The organism is Pelorhabdus sp. sgz311002 (assembly GCF_056134285.1).
Genome location: NZ_JBWBCL010000002.1, coordinates 384,251 through 403,086 on the forward strand (window position 1 = coordinate 384,251; position 18,836 = coordinate 403,086).

An 18,836-nucleotide genomic window follows, 5' to 3' on the forward strand; every position below is an offset into this window, starting at 1 on the left:
ATGCGAGCTTATGGGAGGCAGTCTTCTTTATATCATGCAGTAAAACTTACCGAATCACATCTGTCTTCATGTAAGACCGCAAGACTTCCGGTACAATAACCGAACCATCTTCCTGCTGATAATTTTCTAAAATCGCCGCAACCGTACGGCCAATCGCTACGCCGGATCCATTCAAAGTATGAACGAATTCTGGTTTTGCTTTAGGCTGGCGTCTAAATTTGATATCAGCCCGTCTAGCTTGGAAATCTTCAAAGTTTGAACAAGAGGAAATTTCACGATATTTATTAAAGCTTGGCAGCCAGACTTCCAGATCGTAGGTCTTAGCTGACGAGAAGCCCACATCGCCAGTACACAATAGAATTACACGGTAAGGCAAACCTAAAAGCTGCAGTACTTTTTCCGCATCTAGTGTCAGTTTTTCTAATTCATCATAAGAATCTTCGGGGCGACAGAATTTTACCATTTCTACTTTATTAAACTGATGCTGACGAATGAGGCCTCGCGTATCACGGCCAGCGGCGCCAGCTTCCGCCCGGAAACAAGCGCTATAAGCGGTATACTTGAGTGGTAAGTCAGCGTCATCAAGAATCTCGCTGCGATGATAGTTGGTAATTGGCACTTCCGCTGTAGGAATTAAATAATAATCAAGACCTTCCAGCTTAAACATATCTTCAGCAAACTTGGGCAATTGGCCCGTACCCATCATACTATCTTTATTGACAATAAAGGGTGGGAAAAATTCGGTATAGCCATGGTCGCCAGTATGCAGATCAAGCATGAAATTAATCAACGCCCGTTCTAAACGAGAACCAAGACCTTTACAGAAAGTAAAGCGAGCTCCAGTAACCTTGCCGCCACGTTCAAAATCGAGAATTCCTAGTTTTTCGCCGACTTCCCAATGGGGCTTTGGCTCAAAAGAAAATTCGCGGGGCGCGCCCCATTTGCGGACTTCCGGATTATCATTCTCATCTTTCCCCACTGGAACCGATGCATGCGGCACATTGGGAATGCTTTTAATAATGTCGTCAAGTTTTGCTTCCACTTCTTTGACTTGGCTGTCAAGCGAACTAATGGCTTCACCAACACCGCGCATCTCGATGATGAGCGACTCAGCGTCTTCGCCGCTTTTCTTACGGCGACTGACTTCTGCTGATACGCTGTTGCGTTTACTTTTCAAGGCTTCTACTTCAGCCAGCAGCGCACGGCGCTGCTTTTCCAGCGCTAAAAAATCTTCTAGACTCATTGCTGCGCCGCGATTTTTTAAAGCTTGTTCCACTACTTCAGGATTTTCCCGTACAAATTTAATATCTAACACGAAGAATACCTCCTTCATAAAATAAAAAACATACAAAAAACTCTCGCCCAAAAAACAGGGACGAGAGTTTTCCCGCGTTGCCACCCTTATTGACTCTATGAGTCCACTTTCATCAACGGATAACGGTCGCAAGCCGTGCAGTTTCCCGCAAGCTCCAGGGGGGATAGATATGGACTGCTGCTGGCTCGCACCTACCGCCAGTTCTCTGAAAACTGCCTCATAATCGTAGTCCTGTCATCGCCAAATTCATCTATATTATAAGAGAAATTTTCTAGTATGTTCCTATTTTACTATATCTTACGCCTTGGCGCAAAGTTTTTTACCTATTTCCGTTCTTGCTTTTGTCCATCTAGGTATGAAACCGCACTCAAGGCCGCGACTAAACCTTCCCCTACAGCTTTAGCAATTTGCCAAGGTTTACCAGTGCAATCACCGGCGGCAAAAACGCCAGGCACATTTGTAGCCATTTGCCTGTCCACAAGAACAACTTTATCGTCTAATTCTAATTCCGGTAACAGTGATTCCACCGGATCAGATTCACGCATAATAAATAAACCGTCAATCGGTAAAGCAGCCTGGTCGGTCATGAGCTTTGAGACCTGATCTTCCCCACAAACCTTTTGCGGTTTCGCGGCAAAAACCGCAATGGCCTTATCGAGTCTCTCGTAGTTTCCTTTGTATTGCGGCAAATAAGTAACGCTTTGGCAAATTTCAGCTAAGAAGTTGCTCTCCTCTTCCGCTTCTTCGGTGTAAGATACTACCGCTACATTTTTCCCGCGATAAAACATGCCGTCGCAAGTGACGCAATAACTTACGCCGCGCCCTAATAGCTCTTTCTCTCCATCAAAGAGGTTTGCCATCATCAGGCCTGTTGCTAAAATTACACTTTTAGCCTGATAAGTTTCTTTCCCTGTGACTAACATAAAATTAGGATTTGTTGCAAAAATATTAACAACCTTCTCTTTGACGAGAACAGGCTCGCGACTTAGGGCATGCTGCGAAAAAACATCCATCATCGCCGACCCGGTAACATTGGGAAGACCTAGATAGTTATCAATCTGATGGGCCTTTTGCAACTTAGGGCTAAAGGCCAAATGCTCAAATAGTAACACACTCTTATTACGATTTTTTGCTGTTAAAACAGCTGATAATCCGGCAGGACCGCCGCCAATCACGGCAATATCAAAGACATCGGCCATAACACGACCTCCTTTTCTTAAGGGTTTCCTCTTTTTTAAGAATTAACCGCTCAAGCAAAAAAGTCCTGCAAGATAATTTTTAAAGAAGTGGACTTATAATCCCTTTTGTTCAATTCCGCTAAACAAAAAGCCTAAGTGAGCTGTCGAATTCATCAATACCAACCGCCACTTGCCTTCGCTATATTCTACCACATTAATACAGGTATTATCCTGTTTCACCTGCCAAAAATGATCGAGGCCAATATCGAGCATATCGCACAAAACGGCTTTGTTTACAGCATCATGGGCCACAACTAAAATCGTCTTGCCGTCATGCTTTGCTGCATAATCACGGAAGGCGGCCATGGCTCGGTCACGAACTGTGGTAATGCTCTCGCCCTCTGGCATCGTTACACCGACGACTTTGGTGCGCCACTCTTGCAGCATTTCAGGGTACTCAGTGCCAATTTCTACGGCCAGCTTTCCTTCCCATAGACCGTGATTAATCTCTAGCAACCGTTCGTCTTCATAAACAGGCCCGTCATGATAGGCCATACAGAAACCCGCCGTATCTTTGGCCCTTGATAAAGTGCTGACATAGCACAAATCAATGGGAATCTCTTTCAGCGCTTCAGCCACAGCCTTGCCTTGCGCCAAGCCGCGCTCACTGAGTGGCGTATCAATCTGCCCTTGATAGCGCCCTTCCTTATTCCAAGTCGTTTCGCCGTGACGCACTAAAATAATTCGTACCAAAATAATTCCTCCCTTAATCGTGGTGACAGTTAATGATCCATTACTAACAAGCCATCAGCAAGCAGCGACAGCTGCGCAGCCTTTACTCCTTCGCCAAGGCTGCAAGGTACTTTGAGTGCTGTCAGCGTCATCTCTAGTGCGGCGATTACAAGCAATACGTCCGTCGGCGCCACATAGCCTAAATGACCGATACGAAAAATTTTATTTTCCAACTGTTTTTGACCGCCCGATAAGGTAATTCCGAAAAATTCGCGCATATGGCTTTGAATCGCCTTGCCGCCAATTCCCTCTGGCGCTTTTACTGCCGTAACTACATTAGATGCTCCGGCTCCTTGCGCAAACAGCTCTAATCCTAATGCTGTGACGCCAGCGCGAACGGCCCGTGCGAGAATTTCATGACGCCGAAAAATAGCGTAAAGGCCTTCTTCCGCAATCATGGTAAGAGATTCTTGCAAGCCAAAGAGCAGGCTTACAGGCGGTGTATAAGGATTCTGCCATTTCGCTAAAGATTTTTTAAGCAAAGCCACATCCCAATAGTATTTTGGCAAAGTGCTCGTTTCATAAGCGATCATAGCTTTACTACTTAGCGCCATAAAACCAAGCCCAGGCGGCAACATAAGCGCCTTCTGGGCGCCTGTAAATACAACATCAAGTCCCCATTCATCCATTTTTAGCTCAATAGCGCCCAGGGAGCTTACAGCATCAATAATCACCAGCGCTGGATGAAAAGCCGCCGCTGCCGCTAATTGCTGCAAAGGATTCGTTATCCCTGTAGATGTTTCATTATGGGTAATAAACACGGCTTTAATTTCGCGGTTCACATCTTGTTCTAACCGTTCTTTCAAGGCTTGCGGCTCAGCAGCGCAGCCCCATTCTACGGCAAGCTTTTCCACCTTTAAGCCAAAGCGCGTAGCAATATCGGCAATGCGGTCGCCAAAAACGCCGATTGATACAACAAGCACCGTATCGCCAGGCGATAAGACGTTGACGATCGCTGCTTCCATCATACCAGTACCAGCCGCTGGATAAATCAATACAGGCTCTTGCGTTTGAAAGATCCCCTGCATCTCAGTACTGACTTTCCTAAACATCCCTTCATAAGCTGGACCCCGATGATTAATTACAGGCCTATCCATAGCTTGCAGCACTCGTTCAGGCACATTCGTCGGGCCAGGCATAAATAAAGTAGGTTTTTTTAACATTTTGATCGTCTCCTTATCGCTAAATTCACCAAAAAGCTGCTCATAAAAAAATAAAAAGCCCTCATCCCTGATAGGGACGAGAGCTTTTCCCGCGTTGCCACCCTTGTTGCTATTACGCCAACTCACTTCGCGATAACGGGCGACTCCGTCTTGCTTTATCACTAGAAGCTCCCAGGCGGAACATCGGCACTATCCAACCGGCTTGCACCAACCGCCGGCTCTCTGTATGTATACTGTCCAATGGGTCCTGCTCATTGCTAAGTCTTTATAATTTTATTATAACAATTCCGATTATAATAGATCTCCATTATAGAGTCAAGTGTCTTTTCTATAAACGCAACCTTTGCAATAAAAAGCTATTTTGCCAGACAAACGCCTTTTGTTCCGGCGTGAACGGCCACAATTCCGCCTGTTAGTTCATAGCAACAGGCGTCAGCAAGCCCTGCGGCGATAAAGCTTTCCTTTACAATCTGCTGATGCGGATACAGTTTCAGCGATTCCGGTAACCAGCGATAAGGCCCCTCTTGACCGATTCCCAGTTTCCCCAGGAAAGGCAAAACCTGTTCAAAGTAGAAATAGTAAAGCTGTTTAAAGCCGGGCATACTAGGCTTAGCGAGCTCTAACGAAACGACTCTCCCGCCAGGCTTCACGACTCGAACCATTTCGGCAATCACCTGCTTATAATCAGGCATATTGCGTAAGCCAAAACCAATCGTAACTGCTTTAAAGGTATTGTCAGGAAACGGAAGTTCCATGGCGTTACCCTGTAACAACTTAATCATCGGGGCATAATCGGTTGCGGCAATATTTTCTGCTGCTTTGTCCAGCATGTTCTGACAAAAGTCAAAGCCAACAATTTGACCTGTTCCCATGGTCTTCGCCTGTTCTAGCGCCAACATTCCGGTACCGCAGGCCACATCCAAAGTCAAATCGCCTGGGCAAAGCTGGGCTTTTTCTACAGCAAAACGGCGCCAATACTTATCCTGATTAAAACTTAACGCCGAATTTAACAAATCATACTTTGATGCAATCGTTGTAAAAACTTCATGCACATATTCTTGTTTACTGACACCGTCAAACTGCTCCAAGGCAACTCGCTCCTTTTTATTTAGACTGCATCGACAGCTTTCTTTATAATAAATAAAACTCTTTATTCTTATTTATTATACTCTCTTTGGAAAAGCTTTTTCAATCTTTCCTGGTGCAGACGACAGGGAAAATTTATCCAGTGGAGAATTTTATAGATGAACTTTCGTATAAAAGGAGTGTTGTAACATGTGCGATAAAGGCTATCAGCAAGAAACAGGCAAAGTACTTAAGCAATTAGAGAAAGGCGCTTTTCTAACGACAAGCGATGGCTCAAAGGTTAATACTATGACAATTGCCTGGGGTAATATTGGCTTTCTGTGGGGAAAACCGGTGTTTACCATTCTTGTCCGCCAGTCCCGCTATAGTAAAGAACTACTCGATCAGCACGGCGAATTTACTGTAAGCTTTCCCTATGGCGATCTCAAAGAAGCACTAGCGCTTTGCGGCAGTAAATCCGGCCGCGATCTTGATAAACTTGAAGCTGCTAAACTCACAGCTGTGCCAGGAAAAAAAGTTGCCGTCCCGGTAATCGGCGAATGTGACCGTTTTTATGAATGTAAAGTCTTATATAAACAAACCATGGACAGCACCGCACTGGATGGCGCTGAGCAGGAACGCTGGTACAAAAATGGTGATTATCATACCATGTATTACGGCGAAATTGTAGCGAGCTACGATAAATAAGTCCGATTATGAATCGGCTAAAAAAACAGGCTAGCAAGCCGCAGCAAAAGCTGCGCTTGCCGGCCTGTTTTTATTAACTTCCCGAACGGGCTTTGAGCCAAGGTTCACTCCAATGCCGTAAGAAGGTCTTAGCCGCTGCTTTTTCTAAATCAAAGCTTGCTGATTTAACAGCAGCTGTCAGTTGACCTGTTAGCTTTAGGAGTTGTTCATTTTCTTCTTTTCGTTCTTTTTCGAAGTCCGCCGCTTCGGCATGCTTTAAGTACAGCTGTAGACGGAATTCTGTATAAAACCGTCGCACCTGCGCCGCATATTGACTCAGCTTTTGCCCTAAAAATACAGCTGTCGAATCAGGAATAATCTCATCTTCGACCGCCCGGAAAAGGGATAAAAAGCGGCTGTCAATCATTTCTATCTCTTGTCGCCACCGCTCGCCCCACTGCTCAGCTAAAGCCACAGGCAACTCTTGTTCTTCGCACTGTGCCGTCAACAATGCCTGGTCTTGAGGCATCGTAACTGTATAGTATTCATGAAGCCGTATCTGAGCCTCAAACAGCGCTTCCATTAAAGAAAAATGAGTAATGCGCCAGCGTATTGTCCTAAGACCTTTTTCTAGGCGATCACAAATAAAATCAAGCAAAAATATCAGGCTGGGCCGATCTTGTTTTTCTAACGCCGCCAATCGTTCCAGCACGCCCTTTGATGCTAAAACACTTTGCAGCGACTCACCAAGCTGCGCCACATCTTGTTGCAACAAAGCGACATCACTAAGCAAATCTTGCAATGTCACACTGCACAATTCATTTAGGCAAGCCTGACGCGCTAACGCCTGTTCTTTGCCAGAAGGGGGATACACGGAAAAATCAAAAGTCTGCGTTTTCTCAAATAACTTATGTAAGACCTGCAGCAATGGGCCATGCTCTGCTGCATAGGCGTCAATACCATCATGGAGCTTATCCAACCAAGTTTGCGCTAATTGATAAAATTGTAGAACTGACGTTTTTTCCGGCAACTCTACAAGATCTTGCCGACACAATCGAATCAAGTCGGGTAAAGCGTAGTCCTTTTCTAAGGGAGAACTCTCCTCTAAGAGTTTAGAATATTGTTTCATCAACTCGCGGCGCCGAACAAATTTATTAAAAATCTCTTGCTGGGCTTCGTTGTCAAAAAAAGGAAACAAACGTTGTTCCAGAAAAAAGCGTAGCAGACGTCGTTCACTCTCGAAACCATCGGGATAAAGTCGGTTATGGCGGTCCACCTGGAACTCATCGGTCTCAAATTTGCGATTACAAGGATACAAGGCGCAATTAGGATAGTCCCCCGTGTTATAACTAAAATCGACCGAGGAAATAAATCCTTCTTCCGTTTGAAACCGTGTCTCTTCCTGCCATTTTTTGCGGCACAGCACCTGAAAATTAGCCGTAAAGAAAGGAAAGGAGCGATCTTCCCAGGCTAGTTTAAAATCGCGGTAAGAAGGAACAGACCAGTCGCCAAGCTCATGCAGCGTAATCTGACTGACAACTTCATTTCTTTTGCCTGAAAACAGTTCAACATAATCAAGATTCGGCCATAACAGTCCTGTATGCCTGTCAAAGACCCAAAATGGATTATTTTTAAAAAAGTACCAACGCTTTTGCTTCATAACCGCGAAAAGCTCTTCTTTTTTCCCTTTTGAACGTTCCTTTAATACAGTCCTTAGTTCATCAAGCTGACTGTCAATAATTGCTACAGTCAGCCCCGCTTGCTGTCGTTCTAGCTCTTTCTTCTCGCGTTGCACAAGCAGCGTCCGTTCCTGTTCATATAAAGTACGCAAATTCTCCACTACATCCTGCTGTGACGCCCCATCGAGAAACTCATTAAGCTGATAAAGCGCTTGTTCTAAGACACTTTTTCTGCCGATTAAATCGCCTGAAACCACAGGTTTCCCCTCCTTCCAGCCCGCTAGCCGCTATTTTGAAGCAGTTTCTTGTTCTTTTTTTTCTTCTTTGGCTTTATGCCAGCCTTCTCGCGCCATCTTAAGAATCCGCGGCTCCATTTTCGCCTGTCGGTCAGAAACAATCTTGCCGAAATAAGACAAAGCTTCATCCAAATGACCGGTGCGCCGATAAAGCTCCCCAATTAAATATTCCACGGTAATACCGCTCATATTGCCAATGGGCGGCCGCTCTTTCAGTAAAGCTTGTTCATAAGAAAGTCGCGCCTGTTCTAATGCTGCCAGTTCATTCTCTTTTTCCTCTAACTCGCGGTACAGCCAAGCTAAACGCAAGTATAAAGCAGCCATCCGACTGGCGGAAAACATAGCTATTTTACCGAAAAACAAAGCCAATTTAAATGTCTCTATGGCACTTTCACAGGTTCTTTCCCCACTATAGTCCACATGTACTTCCCGCGTCTTCAAAAAAGCCGCAACTTTATCTTTGGAAGCCTGAGTCAGTTCAGAAAAGTGACTGTCATATGCAGCATAACCGCAATGAGGGCAAACCCAGATGCTGTAATAGTTAGGGTTTACTTCTTTATAGTACGTACAAAAATCACCATCTTGATGTGTCATTGTTAAGCGAGAACGTGTCTTCGTTACCTGAAAGGACTTTTCGCAGATTGCACATTCCTTATCCGTCTCATAAATTGGAGCTACCATAATTCATCATCCCTACCTCTTTGAGCAAAGTGCCTCTTATTGTGACATGTATTCGACAGCGTTGAGAAAATTCCTGTCACAAAACGACTCTTGCTGTAGGCAGTAGAGCTGATAAAAGAGGCCACGCTTTGCTAAAAGTTCCGTTTGTGTTCCCTGCTCCGCAATATGATGTTGCTCAAGCAGATAAATCTGATCCATTTGCGATAGCTTAGTGAGATTATGCGTAATGGTCAGCACGGTTTTGTCGCGAAAGAGAACCGCCATTTCCTGTAAAATAGCAGTTTCGGATAAAGCGTCAAGGTTACTTGTCGCCTCATCACAAATCACGAAAGCAGCATTTTTAAGTAGCGCCCGGGCAATGGCGACGCGTTGCCGTTCCCCGCCAGACAAGAGACACCGCTTTGCCTCACTGTCTCCTAGGGCAGCGTCTTGCTTGTCTTGCCAAAGCTCTGTCAGCTTGGCTGCTGCAATCGCTTCAGCGAGTTCTTTCTCTGTCGCCGCTGGCCTCGCCAGCAAAATATTATCTCGCAGACTCGTATTAAAAATATGGGTCTTTTGACTAATAACAGCGATCTTCTGCCGCCAATGCTCTGGCGCTATTGAACTTACGTCATGTTCGCCATAAAGAATCCTGCCATTTTGCCACGGAAAAAATCCTAACAAGAGATTGGCGAGTGTCGTTTTGCCAGAACCACTGGCGCCAATCAGCGCCACCTTCTGCCCTGGCTTAATGGCTAGAGTAATATTTTCTAGTAAAGGCCTTGTCTGCCCCTCATAGAAAAAAGTAAGATTTTCTATTTTGATCGTGTCAAGTTTAGCCAAGCTTGAAGCTTTCGCTTCGTTCACTTGCCCTGGCAGCTCGCGCCTCGGCTCGCCCTGAACACCAGCACCGTCTATCGGCATTAGAGTGATCAAACGTTTGGCCGCAGCCTTACTTTCGAGAAAATGGAAGGGAAAGTGGGGTAAAACCGCTACTGCTTCAAAAGAACTTTGCAGTGTTAAAGCGATTACAGCAAGACTTACGCCAGACAAAGCTCCTGAAGTAACAAGCGGCGCAGCTACCATGACTCCCAAGAGCATTGTCAACTGGGTAACAAGATGTAGTAAGGCATCACCACTGCCTTTCGCCACAGCCGTTTTGACATGACTTTTGCTATAGGCATCACTCCATGCTCTCAACTGTCCTTCATAACGTTCTTGTTGGTCATACGCGGCAATCTCAGTGATTCCTTGCAGCGAATCAGCGAGCGCCGCTTCTAAGGCAGCTCGTTGCAAAGCTTCCTGCTGACGCTGCGCTTTGCTCAGCCAATACAGTAAAACCGGCACAAGCAGACCAGCTGCACTAAAACCAAGAAGGAGCACAAAAGACAGGGTAATATCATTCGTTCCTAGCCACGCCGCCGTACTAACTGCCACAATAAAAGCTACGCAGGGCGGCGCTAACACTTTTAGATAAAAAAACTTTAGCGTCTCCACATCAAAAACAAGACGGCTTAATAGATCGCCACTACGCAACTGTAGCCACTTCGTCTCAGGCAACGCTTCAATGGCCTGATAAGCTAAAACACGCAAGTCCCCGAGCAGTTGAAAGGTCACATCATGAGACACATAGCGCTCGGCATAACGAAACAAGGCTCGGGAGATGCCAAAAAACCGTACACCAACAATGGCAATATTAAGTGTATACAGCTCAGGATGAAGCGCCGCCTGAGAAATCAAATAAGCGGAAGTAGCAATCAATCCAATATTGCTGCCCACAGTCACGGCCCCCAGCAGCACTGTCAAACAAACTAGTTTATAATGGGAGCGCAGCAGTCGCACAAGATAGACGAGTTCGCTCATAAAGACCTCCTATAGGCATGAAACAAATGAGCATAGAGCCCACCTTGCGCCACAAGTTCATCGTGCTTGCCTTGTTCGACAATTCGCCCTGCCTGCAATACCACAATTTGGTCAGCTGTCATGACGCTTGATAGGCGATGGGCAATAAACAAGACAGTACGATCAGCCATTAAATTCTGCAATACCTGCTGCAAATCAGCAGCAGCCTGTATGTCAAGACTGGCGGTAGCTTCGTCAAGAATCAAGCAAGGCGCATCTTTCAAAAAAGCCCGAGCTATAGCCAGTCTTTGCGCCTGCCCGCCTGATAGAACGCGACCGCCTTCACCAATGACCGTCGCATAACCGTCAGGCAAGTCAGCAATGAAATCCGCAATTTGAGCCTGACGGCAAGCCGCTTCCACTTCATTACGACTTTTATTTAGACCAAAGCAAATATTTTCTTCAATCGTCCCATAGAAAATATGAGGGTTTTGCGGCACATAGGCAACATGAGCCAACCAATCAGAGCTTTTTAGTTCGGAAAGCGATTTCTCATTTACATATACAGAGCCAAAATCAGGTGTCAAAAAGCCTAAAAAGAGACGACTTAAGGTCGTTTTACCAGAACCGCTGGACCCCACAAGAGCAACAGTCTGACCCCTGGCAATCGACAGCGAAATATTATGTAAGACCGTTGTAGTACCGTACTTTACTGTAACATGATCCAGTTTTAAAGCAACGGAGCGAGAAAAGGGCAGCGGCTCTCGTCCCGAAAAAGTGTGGGGCGGCGTCAGCGCTAAAAAATCAAAAACCTGATGGGCCGCTGTTGTACCCGCCATGGCAGCGTGAAAATAAGCACCAAGCTGACGCAACGGTAAATAAAATTCCGGTGTTAACAACAACACAAAAAAGGCCTGTTCAAATTCCATGTGGCCATAGAGCAGCTTCAGACCGACAGAAACAGCGATGAGCGCCGTACTAATTGTCGCCACAAGTTCTAAGACGAACGCCGACAAAAAAGCAATTCGTAAAACTTTCAGCGTTTTATCGCGGAATTCGCTGCTTAGCCGCCGAATGACAGTAAACTGGTCTTTACTGCGGCCAAAGAGTTTTAGCGTATCAAGCCCCTGCAGTACATCAAGCAAATGAGCGTTAAGACGGCTCAATACTTCCCATTGCGCTTCATTGAGTTTGCCAGCCTGTTTACCAATGAGAATCATAAATAAAGGAATCAAAGGGGCAGTTAGCACCATAAGCACAAAGCTGGAAAAGTCCAGAGAAACCGTCAATGCCAACAGACAGACAGGAATCAAACCTGCTAAACATAAGCCTGGCAAAAACCGAGAAAAGTACTCTTCCATACCATCAATTGCTGCAGTAACCTGATGAATCACTTGTCCCGACGGCAGCGGCGCCAAGCCGACAGGGCCAAGGTGAAACATATGAGAAATCACTTTTTGCCGCAATGTCTGTTGCACACGACTGGCAAATAAATGGGCTGCCGTTTCCTGTCCGCGCATCACTGCCGCTCTAAGCAGCGCTAGAACGACTAGCGCTACAATTAACTCTTTGCTGGCGGCCAGCGGCTTGCCCGCCAAAAAACAGTTTTGCATAAGCAGCGTCAGCAAATAGGCTTGCCCCACGGCGCCGCAAGCACTAGCTAAACCAAGGGCAATGAGTCGCCAAAAGGTATTTTTTTCGCTTTTTCCTGCCTGCAGCAATGTCCGGTCAATCAAAAAAATCCCTACTCTCTTTTTGTTCTAAGCCAGTTGTACCGTCTTCAAAGAAAAGCCGGCTCTAAGAGCCGGCTCAAGTTCTTGCTGTTATCTGTCACAAACTTAAAAATTAATATTCTAAATCATGAGGATCTACCCGTTTGGCAAAACGATAATAGACCCAACTCTGATAAATGAGAATAATCGGCACAAAAACCAGAGCTACATAGGTCATGAGTGTTAAAGTCATCGGCGAAGCTGCCGCATTCGTAATCGTCAAACTCCAGCTTGGATTGAGGCTTGATACCATAATCCGCGGGAAAAGTCCGGCAAAGTAAGCAATCGTCGTAAAGGCAATCGCCAACCCGCTAAACAGAAAGGCCAACCCGCCTTTTTTACTGTAAAAGAAGAAGTAAGATGCTAAGAAGGCTACAATCGCTAAAACAAAAGCGACGAGCGATAGTGTGCTTTGAAACATATCAGTGCTTGTAAAGCTGAGACCGAAGAGGGCCAGACAGGCTAATGCCGTGCCAAGACCGATTTGCAGTGCTGCCGCTCTAGCTCGGTCAGCAAGTTCCTGACCGACCTTTAAATAGAGATAGGCCGCACCATGATAGAGAAAGACCAGCAGAAAAGCAATCCCACCTACAAGCGTATAAGGAGTCAAGAGATCAAAGAAAGTACCTACATACTGCATTTTAGCATCAATTGGCGTTCCGGCAATTAAATTACATACAGCAACGCCCCAGAGAAGTGCTGGAATAAAACTGCCAATAGCGAGAAGCCAGTCCCAAGCATTACGCCAGGCCGGACTGTCTTCTTTGCTGCGAAACTCAAAAGCGACGCCGCGAACAATCAAGCCAAAGAGCATAAGAAACAGCGCCAAGTAAAAGCCACTGAATAAAGTAGCATATACATGGGGAAAAGCTGCGAAAGTTGCACCGCCTGCCGTAATCAACCAAACCTGATTTCCTTCCCATACCGGTCCAATCGAATTAATAATCTGACGCCGTTCACTATCACTACGTCCCAAAAAGGGCGTCAGCATGCCTACGCCCCAATCAAAGCCCTCTAAGAAAAAGAGCCCGATAAAGAGTACTGCTACAAGGACAAACCACACTAGATTCAGTTCCATAATGTCGCCCCCTTGTTCGTCTTAACTGTAACAGCGGGTTTACTGTCAGGCCCAAGTTTAATAAACTTGATAAACAGGCGAAGTGCTACTGCAGCTAAGAGACCATAAATCAATGTAAAGCCAACAAGCGAAATCATAATACTACCTGCCGGAACTGCCGTAGAAACCCCTTCAGCCGTTTTCTGCAGTCCTACTACAATCCAAGGCTGCCGTCCAGCTTCCGCTACAAACCAGCCTGTAGCATTCGCAATATAGGTAAGCGGCAACGTCCAAAAGAGAATTTTCAGTGCGGTTGTCGCTTCAGCAATTTTTTGTGTATAGACGAGATAAGCGCCCCAAGCAGCCAAAAGAATCATAAGCGAACCAACGCCGACCATAGCTCTAAAGGCCCAGAAAGTAGGAACAACAGCGGGAATATAGTCGCCAGGACCATATTTTGCCGTATATTCTGCTTGCAAGTCTTTCAAGCCTTTAACTTCACCCTGCGTCGAGTTATAAACAAGGAAGGAAAGCATGCCTGGAACAGACACTTCCATATCATTTTGCTGTTTTTCTTCATTAATCGAAGAAACCAGCGAGAAAGGCGCCGATTGCTCCGTATGCCACAAGGCTTCCAAAGCGGCCAGCTTCATGGGCTGCGCCTCAGCCAAATACTGCCCTGATGCATGACCGGCCCCTGCTGTAAGCACCATACCTAACAGCGCTGCTGTAACACCGACCTTCATCGACTTGGTGAAAAATTCAACTTGATTTTTCCGCAGCAAATGCCAGGCACTAATTGCCATAACGAGGCTGCCTGCCGTAGCGATCCCGGCCAAAACGACATGAGGAAATTGATGTACTACATAGGGATTTGTTACTACAGCACCAAAATCGTTCAATTCGGCCCGGCCATTACGAACCACATAGCCAACAGGATGCTGCATAAAGGAGTTAGCTACGAGAATCCAAAAGGCTGATAAATTACTGCCAATCGCTACACACCAAGCTGTAGCGGCATGAGCCTTGGGCGAAAACCGCTCCCAGCCGAAAATCCAAACACCCACAAAGACAGATTCGAGAAAAAAGGCTGTTAGAGCTTCCAAGGCTAAAGGCGCCCCAAAAATATCACCCATAAATCTTGAATACTCTGACCAGTTCATACCAAAGTGAAATTCCTGTACAATCCCGGTGACAACACCCATTGCAAAATTAATTAAGAATAATTTCCCCCAAAACTTGGTCATCTTCTTGTACATTTCATTTCCTGTGCGAACATACATGGTTTCCATAATGGCAATTAAAATCGTCATCCCCAGTGTAACGGGCACAAACAACCAATGATAGGTCGACGTAACCGCAAACTGCCATCGTGCTAAAATGAGCTCCATACTTTACCCTCCCATCTTTTATTCCTCTCGTGCTAACATCTCGAAAGAAATCTTGCGTAAATCCTCAACTAGCGAATTCTGCACTCCTGCAAGTGCGTAGTGGACGCGACACTGCCCGCCATTCAAGCGATTGCACCTTTCGGGACCGGCTAGACAACGATGAATATTAATGGGTCCTTCCAGCGCTTCAATAACATCATAAAGCGAAATGTCCGCTGGCAACTTTGCTAAGGCGTAGCCGCCAACAACGCCGCGATAAGAACGAATAATACCTCCCTGTGTGAGAGAACGCATAATTTTGAGCAGAAAGCGGGCAGGAATATTCTCCTTTTCAGCCAAAGTCTGACCTCTCACCACCGTATCCGCCGCAAGTTTTGAAAAATGCAAAACGACCCGGAAGGCATAATCAGTTGCTTGATTCAACTGCATCTGCAATCGCCTCCATTCAATACATTACCACTTTGGTATCAATTACATTTTAGCACTTTATTTTTTCTTTTGTCAATCTTTTCTCACAAAAAGATTCCTTGTAAACAAAAGCGATTCTCTCCTATTTCAATAGGATATTTCGCTTGTAGCGAGAAGTAAGCTTTGCCAGCTTTTGCTGCAATTCTTTGGTTAGATCGCCTTCTGTCAGCCTATATTTCCAGTTACCGCCCACAGTCCCCGGCTGATTCATGCGAAATTGACTGTCTAAATTGAGCAAATCCTGTGCTGGAATGACGGCACAGACCGCTTTACTGGCATAGGCAAATTCGATCAGCTTCATTGCCGCAGTTTCTTCGTTGACACTGCCAAAGGGGCCTTGTAAACAGCTTTGTTCGTGCGCAGCTGCAAGCATTTCCTGAATCCAGCCGCGCGTCGTATTATTATCATGCGTTCCCGTATAGACGAAAGAATGACGCGGAATCGTAATCGGTGCACAACCCGCTTCGGTTTTATAAAAGAAAAAATGCAATACCTTCATACCCGGCAGTTGGAAGGTCTGTTTCAGCTCCTCCACTGCTTCGGTAATATAACCGAGATCCTCAGCCACAAGCGGTAACACATCACGCCCTTGCTGCAGCGCTTGCAGCAACTTAGCATCAGGCCCCTTGCGCCACTGCCCCGCCTCAGCCGTAAGCGCTCCCGCGGGAATTGAGTAATAGGCTTCAATGCCTCTAAAATGATCAAGCCGCACTAAGTCTACACAGTCTAGCAATACGCCAAGGCGGCGACGCCACCAGGCAAACCCTTCTGCTTCATGCTTTTCCCAACGATAGAGCGGATTGCCCCAAAGTTGTCCCGTCGCACTGAAATAATCAGGCGGCACACCAGCGACAGCTACAGGTGCTAGCGCTTCATCAAGCTCAAATAAGTCGGGACGACTCCAGACATCGGCACTGTCGTAGGCCACATATAAGGGCATATCTCCGACAATCACAACGCCTTGCTGCTTGGCATAACGGCGTAAAGCCTGCCACTGGCGAAAAAAGTGATATTGTAGAAAACGTTCAAAATGAATCTCTTCCGCAAGTTCTGCTTTCGCTTTTGCTAAAGCAACTTTCTCGCGATACTTTAGTGCCTGCGGCCAAAGACTCCAGGGAGACCCATACCGACGTGACAAGGCGGTAAATAAAACGTAATCTTCAAGCCACTCCCGATTTGTTTCGCTAAAAATAGCTGCATCGCTGGAAAAGGCATCCTTTTGTTTATCATAAATCTTTCGCAGCGCCGAAAGCTTCCAAACTTTTGCCGCTTCTAATTCTTGGGGCTGCTGGCTATAGTCCCAAGGCTCACCAGCAAGCTCGCTTAAATCAATGAGCAGCGGATTTCCCGCAAAAGCGGAGGGACACTGATAGGGCGAGTCGCCAAACCCGACGGGATTTAAAGGAAGGATCTGCCAAAGCGACTGACTGGCTCCTTGCAAAAAGTCAATAAAGTCATAGGCTTCTTTTCCCAAGGAACCGCAAAGATCTTCTGTTGGCAGCGACGTGGGATGCAATAAAACGCCAGCACGGCGCACGCCTTGTTCACCGTTTTGTTCCTTTGCTTGACTTTCGTCATAAAAAAGTACCTTAGCGCTATACGGGCGAAGCGTCAAAATCACTTGATCGGAATCACTGCGCAGAATCGGTTCTTCAAAGAGAATATCTTCAAAGTCAGCTAGCTGCGTCCACTCGATCGGTAACAGAACCGTTTCCCACTGACTACTGCGATTTAAGACAATAATGGCTTGCTGCACTCCGTCGCTGCGCCGATAGGCATAAACCTGCTCGCCTAAAGCTTTCGCTGTAAGATCTCCCTGCCAAAATACCGGGTAGTTCTGACGCAAAGCAGTCAGTTTTTTATACCAAGAAAGCAGTTCCTCATCGGCTTGGCCCCACGGATAGGTCCGTCTGTTTAACGGATCTTTATAGCCTTCAACGCCAGCCTCATCACCGTAATAAATACAAGGCACGCCGGGAAACGTCATCTGCCACAAAACAAGCAGCTTTAATCGGTTTTTGGCAAGACGGCGTTCTTCTGGCTCCAAAGCGCGACGACTCAACTTAGCAATCGGCTCCTCGCCCGTATAAGCAGAGTCACCGAGTAGGGAAAGCGCTCGTGGTACATCATGACTATCAATGAGATTCATAGCACTGTAAAAGTGTTCCTTCGGATAATTTTCATAAAGGCTCATAAGACGGCGATGCGCATCGTCAGCGCTAATATGGCCTAACAGAAAGTCTAGCGTAATCCGGCGGAAGGGGTAATTCATCGTAGAATCGAGTTCTTTCCCTAACAAATATTCACGTTTTTCACCATAGCTTTCTTTACGACTGGCATCTTCCCACACTTCCCCCAGAACAATCGCCTCTGGATCCGTTTCTTTGACGGCCTGACGCAACTCCTGTAAAAATACCGGCGGCAATTCATCAACCACATCAAGACGCCAGCCTTTAGCTCCGGCCTTCAGCCAACTGCGAATGACACTATTTTGATCACGAATAATGAAGTCTCGGTAACTTTCATTCATTTCTTCTACATTGGGCAGCGTATCAATGCCCCACCAACTTTCATAGTCAGAGGGATACTCCTTAAACCGAAACCAGGAGTAATAAGGCGACGTCGGCGACTGGTAGGCGCCAATACTATCATAACGGCCATAACGATTAAAATAGCGGCTGTCACTGCCAGTATGGCTAAATACGCCGTCTAAAATGATATGAATCCCCAGTTTTTCGGCTTCGCGGCAAAGCTGTGTAAACTCTTCCTTCGTACCAAACTGGGGATCCACTTGATGATAATCGCCTGTATCATATTTATGATTGCTAATGGATTCAAAAATAGGATTGAGATAAAGAATGGTAATCCCGAGATCATAAAGATAAGTCAATTTTTCGCGGATACCAGCTAAGTTACCGCCAAAAAAATCATAAGCCATAATTTCCGTCGTCTGAACATCTTTCGTATACATAGGCGTATCATCCCAGTGGGCATGAACGAGCGCCCCCGGCGGATAGGGTCCATCTTGTTTGCCACCGCGGCAAAAACGATCCACAAAAATCTGGTACATAATACCTTGCTTATACCAGTCCGGCACAGTCTGCTGTTCATAGACGGTCAATTGGTAGGCTGGCGGCGGCTCTGTCAACAGCTGGCCCTTGCCGCCCAAAAGTTCCCAATTATTCCCGTAGTAATAACGACAGTTATCAGCTTCCAAGATAAAATAGTACCAAATCAGCCCTGGTCGTTCTACCGTAAAAGAGACCTCATAAAAACCACTGTCACTCAAGGTAAGGGGGAGAATTGTCTCCCCCGTGCCATCTTGCCACAATCGAAGTTGTACCGATTGCCAAAGCGCCTTTTGATCCGTTTCAAGGCGCAAACATACGCGCGTCATAACAGCAACAGCGCCAAAGGGGCTGCGATACTGAAGATCCTGTGAGTCGTGAACAACGATCCAACTGTCCATCT

Annotated in this window: 14 protein-coding genes; 1 reads left to right on the forward strand and 13 read right to left on the reverse strand. The window is 46.2% G+C overall.

What is annotated here, in order from left to right; translation table 11 throughout:
- Window positions 1-46: 46 nt before the first annotated feature.
- From serS to AC0NJP_RS05735, 5 genes are all read right to left on the reverse strand, one after another.
- Window positions 47-1,315, reverse strand: a complete 1,269-nt coding sequence (gene serS / locus AC0NJP_RS05715) for a serine--tRNA ligase (RefSeq protein ID WP_474699109.1) — start codon at window positions 1,313-1,315, stop codon at window positions 47-49.
- A 323-nt stretch (window positions 1,316-1,638) separates the two neighbouring features.
- Window positions 1,639-2,514 carry an NAD(P)/FAD-dependent oxidoreductase gene (locus AC0NJP_RS05720; RefSeq protein ID WP_474699110.1) on the reverse strand — a complete coding sequence of 292 codons (876 nt, stop codon included), beginning with the start codon at window positions 2,512-2,514 and terminating at the stop codon, window positions 1,639-1,641.
- 93 nt (window positions 2,515-2,607) lie between these two features.
- Window positions 2,608-3,246, reverse strand: coding sequence for a histidine phosphatase family protein (locus tag AC0NJP_RS05725; protein ID WP_474699111.1), 639 nt, complete (start codon window positions 3,244-3,246; stop codon window positions 2,608-2,610).
- A 29-nt stretch (window positions 3,247-3,275) separates the two neighbouring features.
- Window positions 3,276-4,610, reverse strand: coding sequence for a pyridoxal-phosphate-dependent aminotransferase family protein (locus AC0NJP_RS05730; RefSeq protein ID WP_474699112.1), 1,335 nt, complete (start codon window positions 4,608-4,610; stop codon window positions 3,276-3,278).
- Window positions 4,611-4,804: 194 nt separating this feature from the next.
- A complete protein-coding gene (locus tag AC0NJP_RS05735) occupies window positions 4,805-5,608 on the reverse strand; it encodes a demethylmenaquinone methyltransferase (protein WP_474699132.1) in 804 nt (267 codons plus the stop codon).
- Window positions 5,609-5,723: 115 nt separating this feature from the next.
- On the opposite strand from AC0NJP_RS05735, the gene AC0NJP_RS05740 reads away from it, so the two are divergent.
- Window positions 5,724-6,221, forward strand: coding sequence for a flavin reductase family protein (locus tag AC0NJP_RS05740; protein WP_474699113.1), 498 nt, complete (start codon window positions 5,724-5,726; stop codon window positions 6,219-6,221).
- Between the two features lie 73 nt (window positions 6,222-6,294).
- Here AC0NJP_RS05740 and AC0NJP_RS05745 read toward each other — a convergent pair whose 3' ends face one another.
- From AC0NJP_RS05745 to malQ, 8 genes are all read right to left on the reverse strand, one after another.
- Window positions 6,295-8,136, reverse strand: a complete 1,842-nt coding sequence (locus AC0NJP_RS05745) for a hypothetical protein (protein ID WP_474699114.1) — start codon at window positions 8,134-8,136, stop codon at window positions 6,295-6,297.
- Window positions 8,137-8,166: 30 nt separating this feature from the next.
- Entirely contained in the window at window positions 8,167-8,856 is a 690-nt protein-coding gene (locus tag AC0NJP_RS05750; RefSeq protein ID WP_474039278.1) for a DUF2225 domain-containing protein, read from the reverse strand.
- Between the two features lie 36 nt (window positions 8,857-8,892).
- Window positions 8,893-10,698 carry a thiol reductant ABC exporter subunit CydC gene (cydC, locus tag AC0NJP_RS05755; protein WP_474699115.1) on the reverse strand — a complete coding sequence of 602 codons (1,806 nt, stop codon included), beginning with the start codon at window positions 10,696-10,698 and terminating at the stop codon, window positions 8,893-8,895.
- Window positions 10,695-12,413: a thiol reductant ABC exporter subunit CydD gene (gene cydD / locus AC0NJP_RS05760; RefSeq protein WP_474699116.1), complete on the reverse strand. Its 1,719-nt coding sequence runs from the start codon at window positions 12,411-12,413 to the stop codon at window positions 10,695-10,697. The genes cydC and cydD overlap by 4 nt, the downstream gene beginning before the upstream one ends.
- Window positions 12,414-12,522: 109 nt before the next feature.
- Entirely contained in the window at window positions 12,523-13,527 is a 1,005-nt protein-coding gene (cydB, locus tag AC0NJP_RS05765) for a cytochrome d ubiquinol oxidase subunit II (protein WP_474039281.1), read from the reverse strand.
- Window positions 13,518-14,897 carry a cytochrome ubiquinol oxidase subunit I gene (locus AC0NJP_RS05770; RefSeq protein ID WP_474699117.1) on the reverse strand — a complete coding sequence of 460 codons (1,380 nt, stop codon included), beginning with the start codon at window positions 14,895-14,897 and terminating at the stop codon, window positions 13,518-13,520. The genes cydB and AC0NJP_RS05770 overlap by 10 nt, the downstream gene beginning before the upstream one ends.
- Before the next feature lie 18 nt (window positions 14,898-14,915).
- Entirely contained in the window at window positions 14,916-15,326 is a 411-nt protein-coding gene (locus AC0NJP_RS05775; RefSeq protein WP_474039283.1) for an RrF2 family transcriptional regulator, read from the reverse strand.
- 121 nt (window positions 15,327-15,447) lie between these two features.
- On the reverse strand, window positions 15,448-18,834 hold the full coding sequence (gene malQ, locus AC0NJP_RS05780) for a 4-alpha-glucanotransferase (RefSeq protein ID WP_474699118.1): 3,387 nt from the start codon (window positions 18,832-18,834) through the stop codon (window positions 15,448-15,450).
- Window positions 18,835-18,836: the final 2 nt, after the last annotated feature.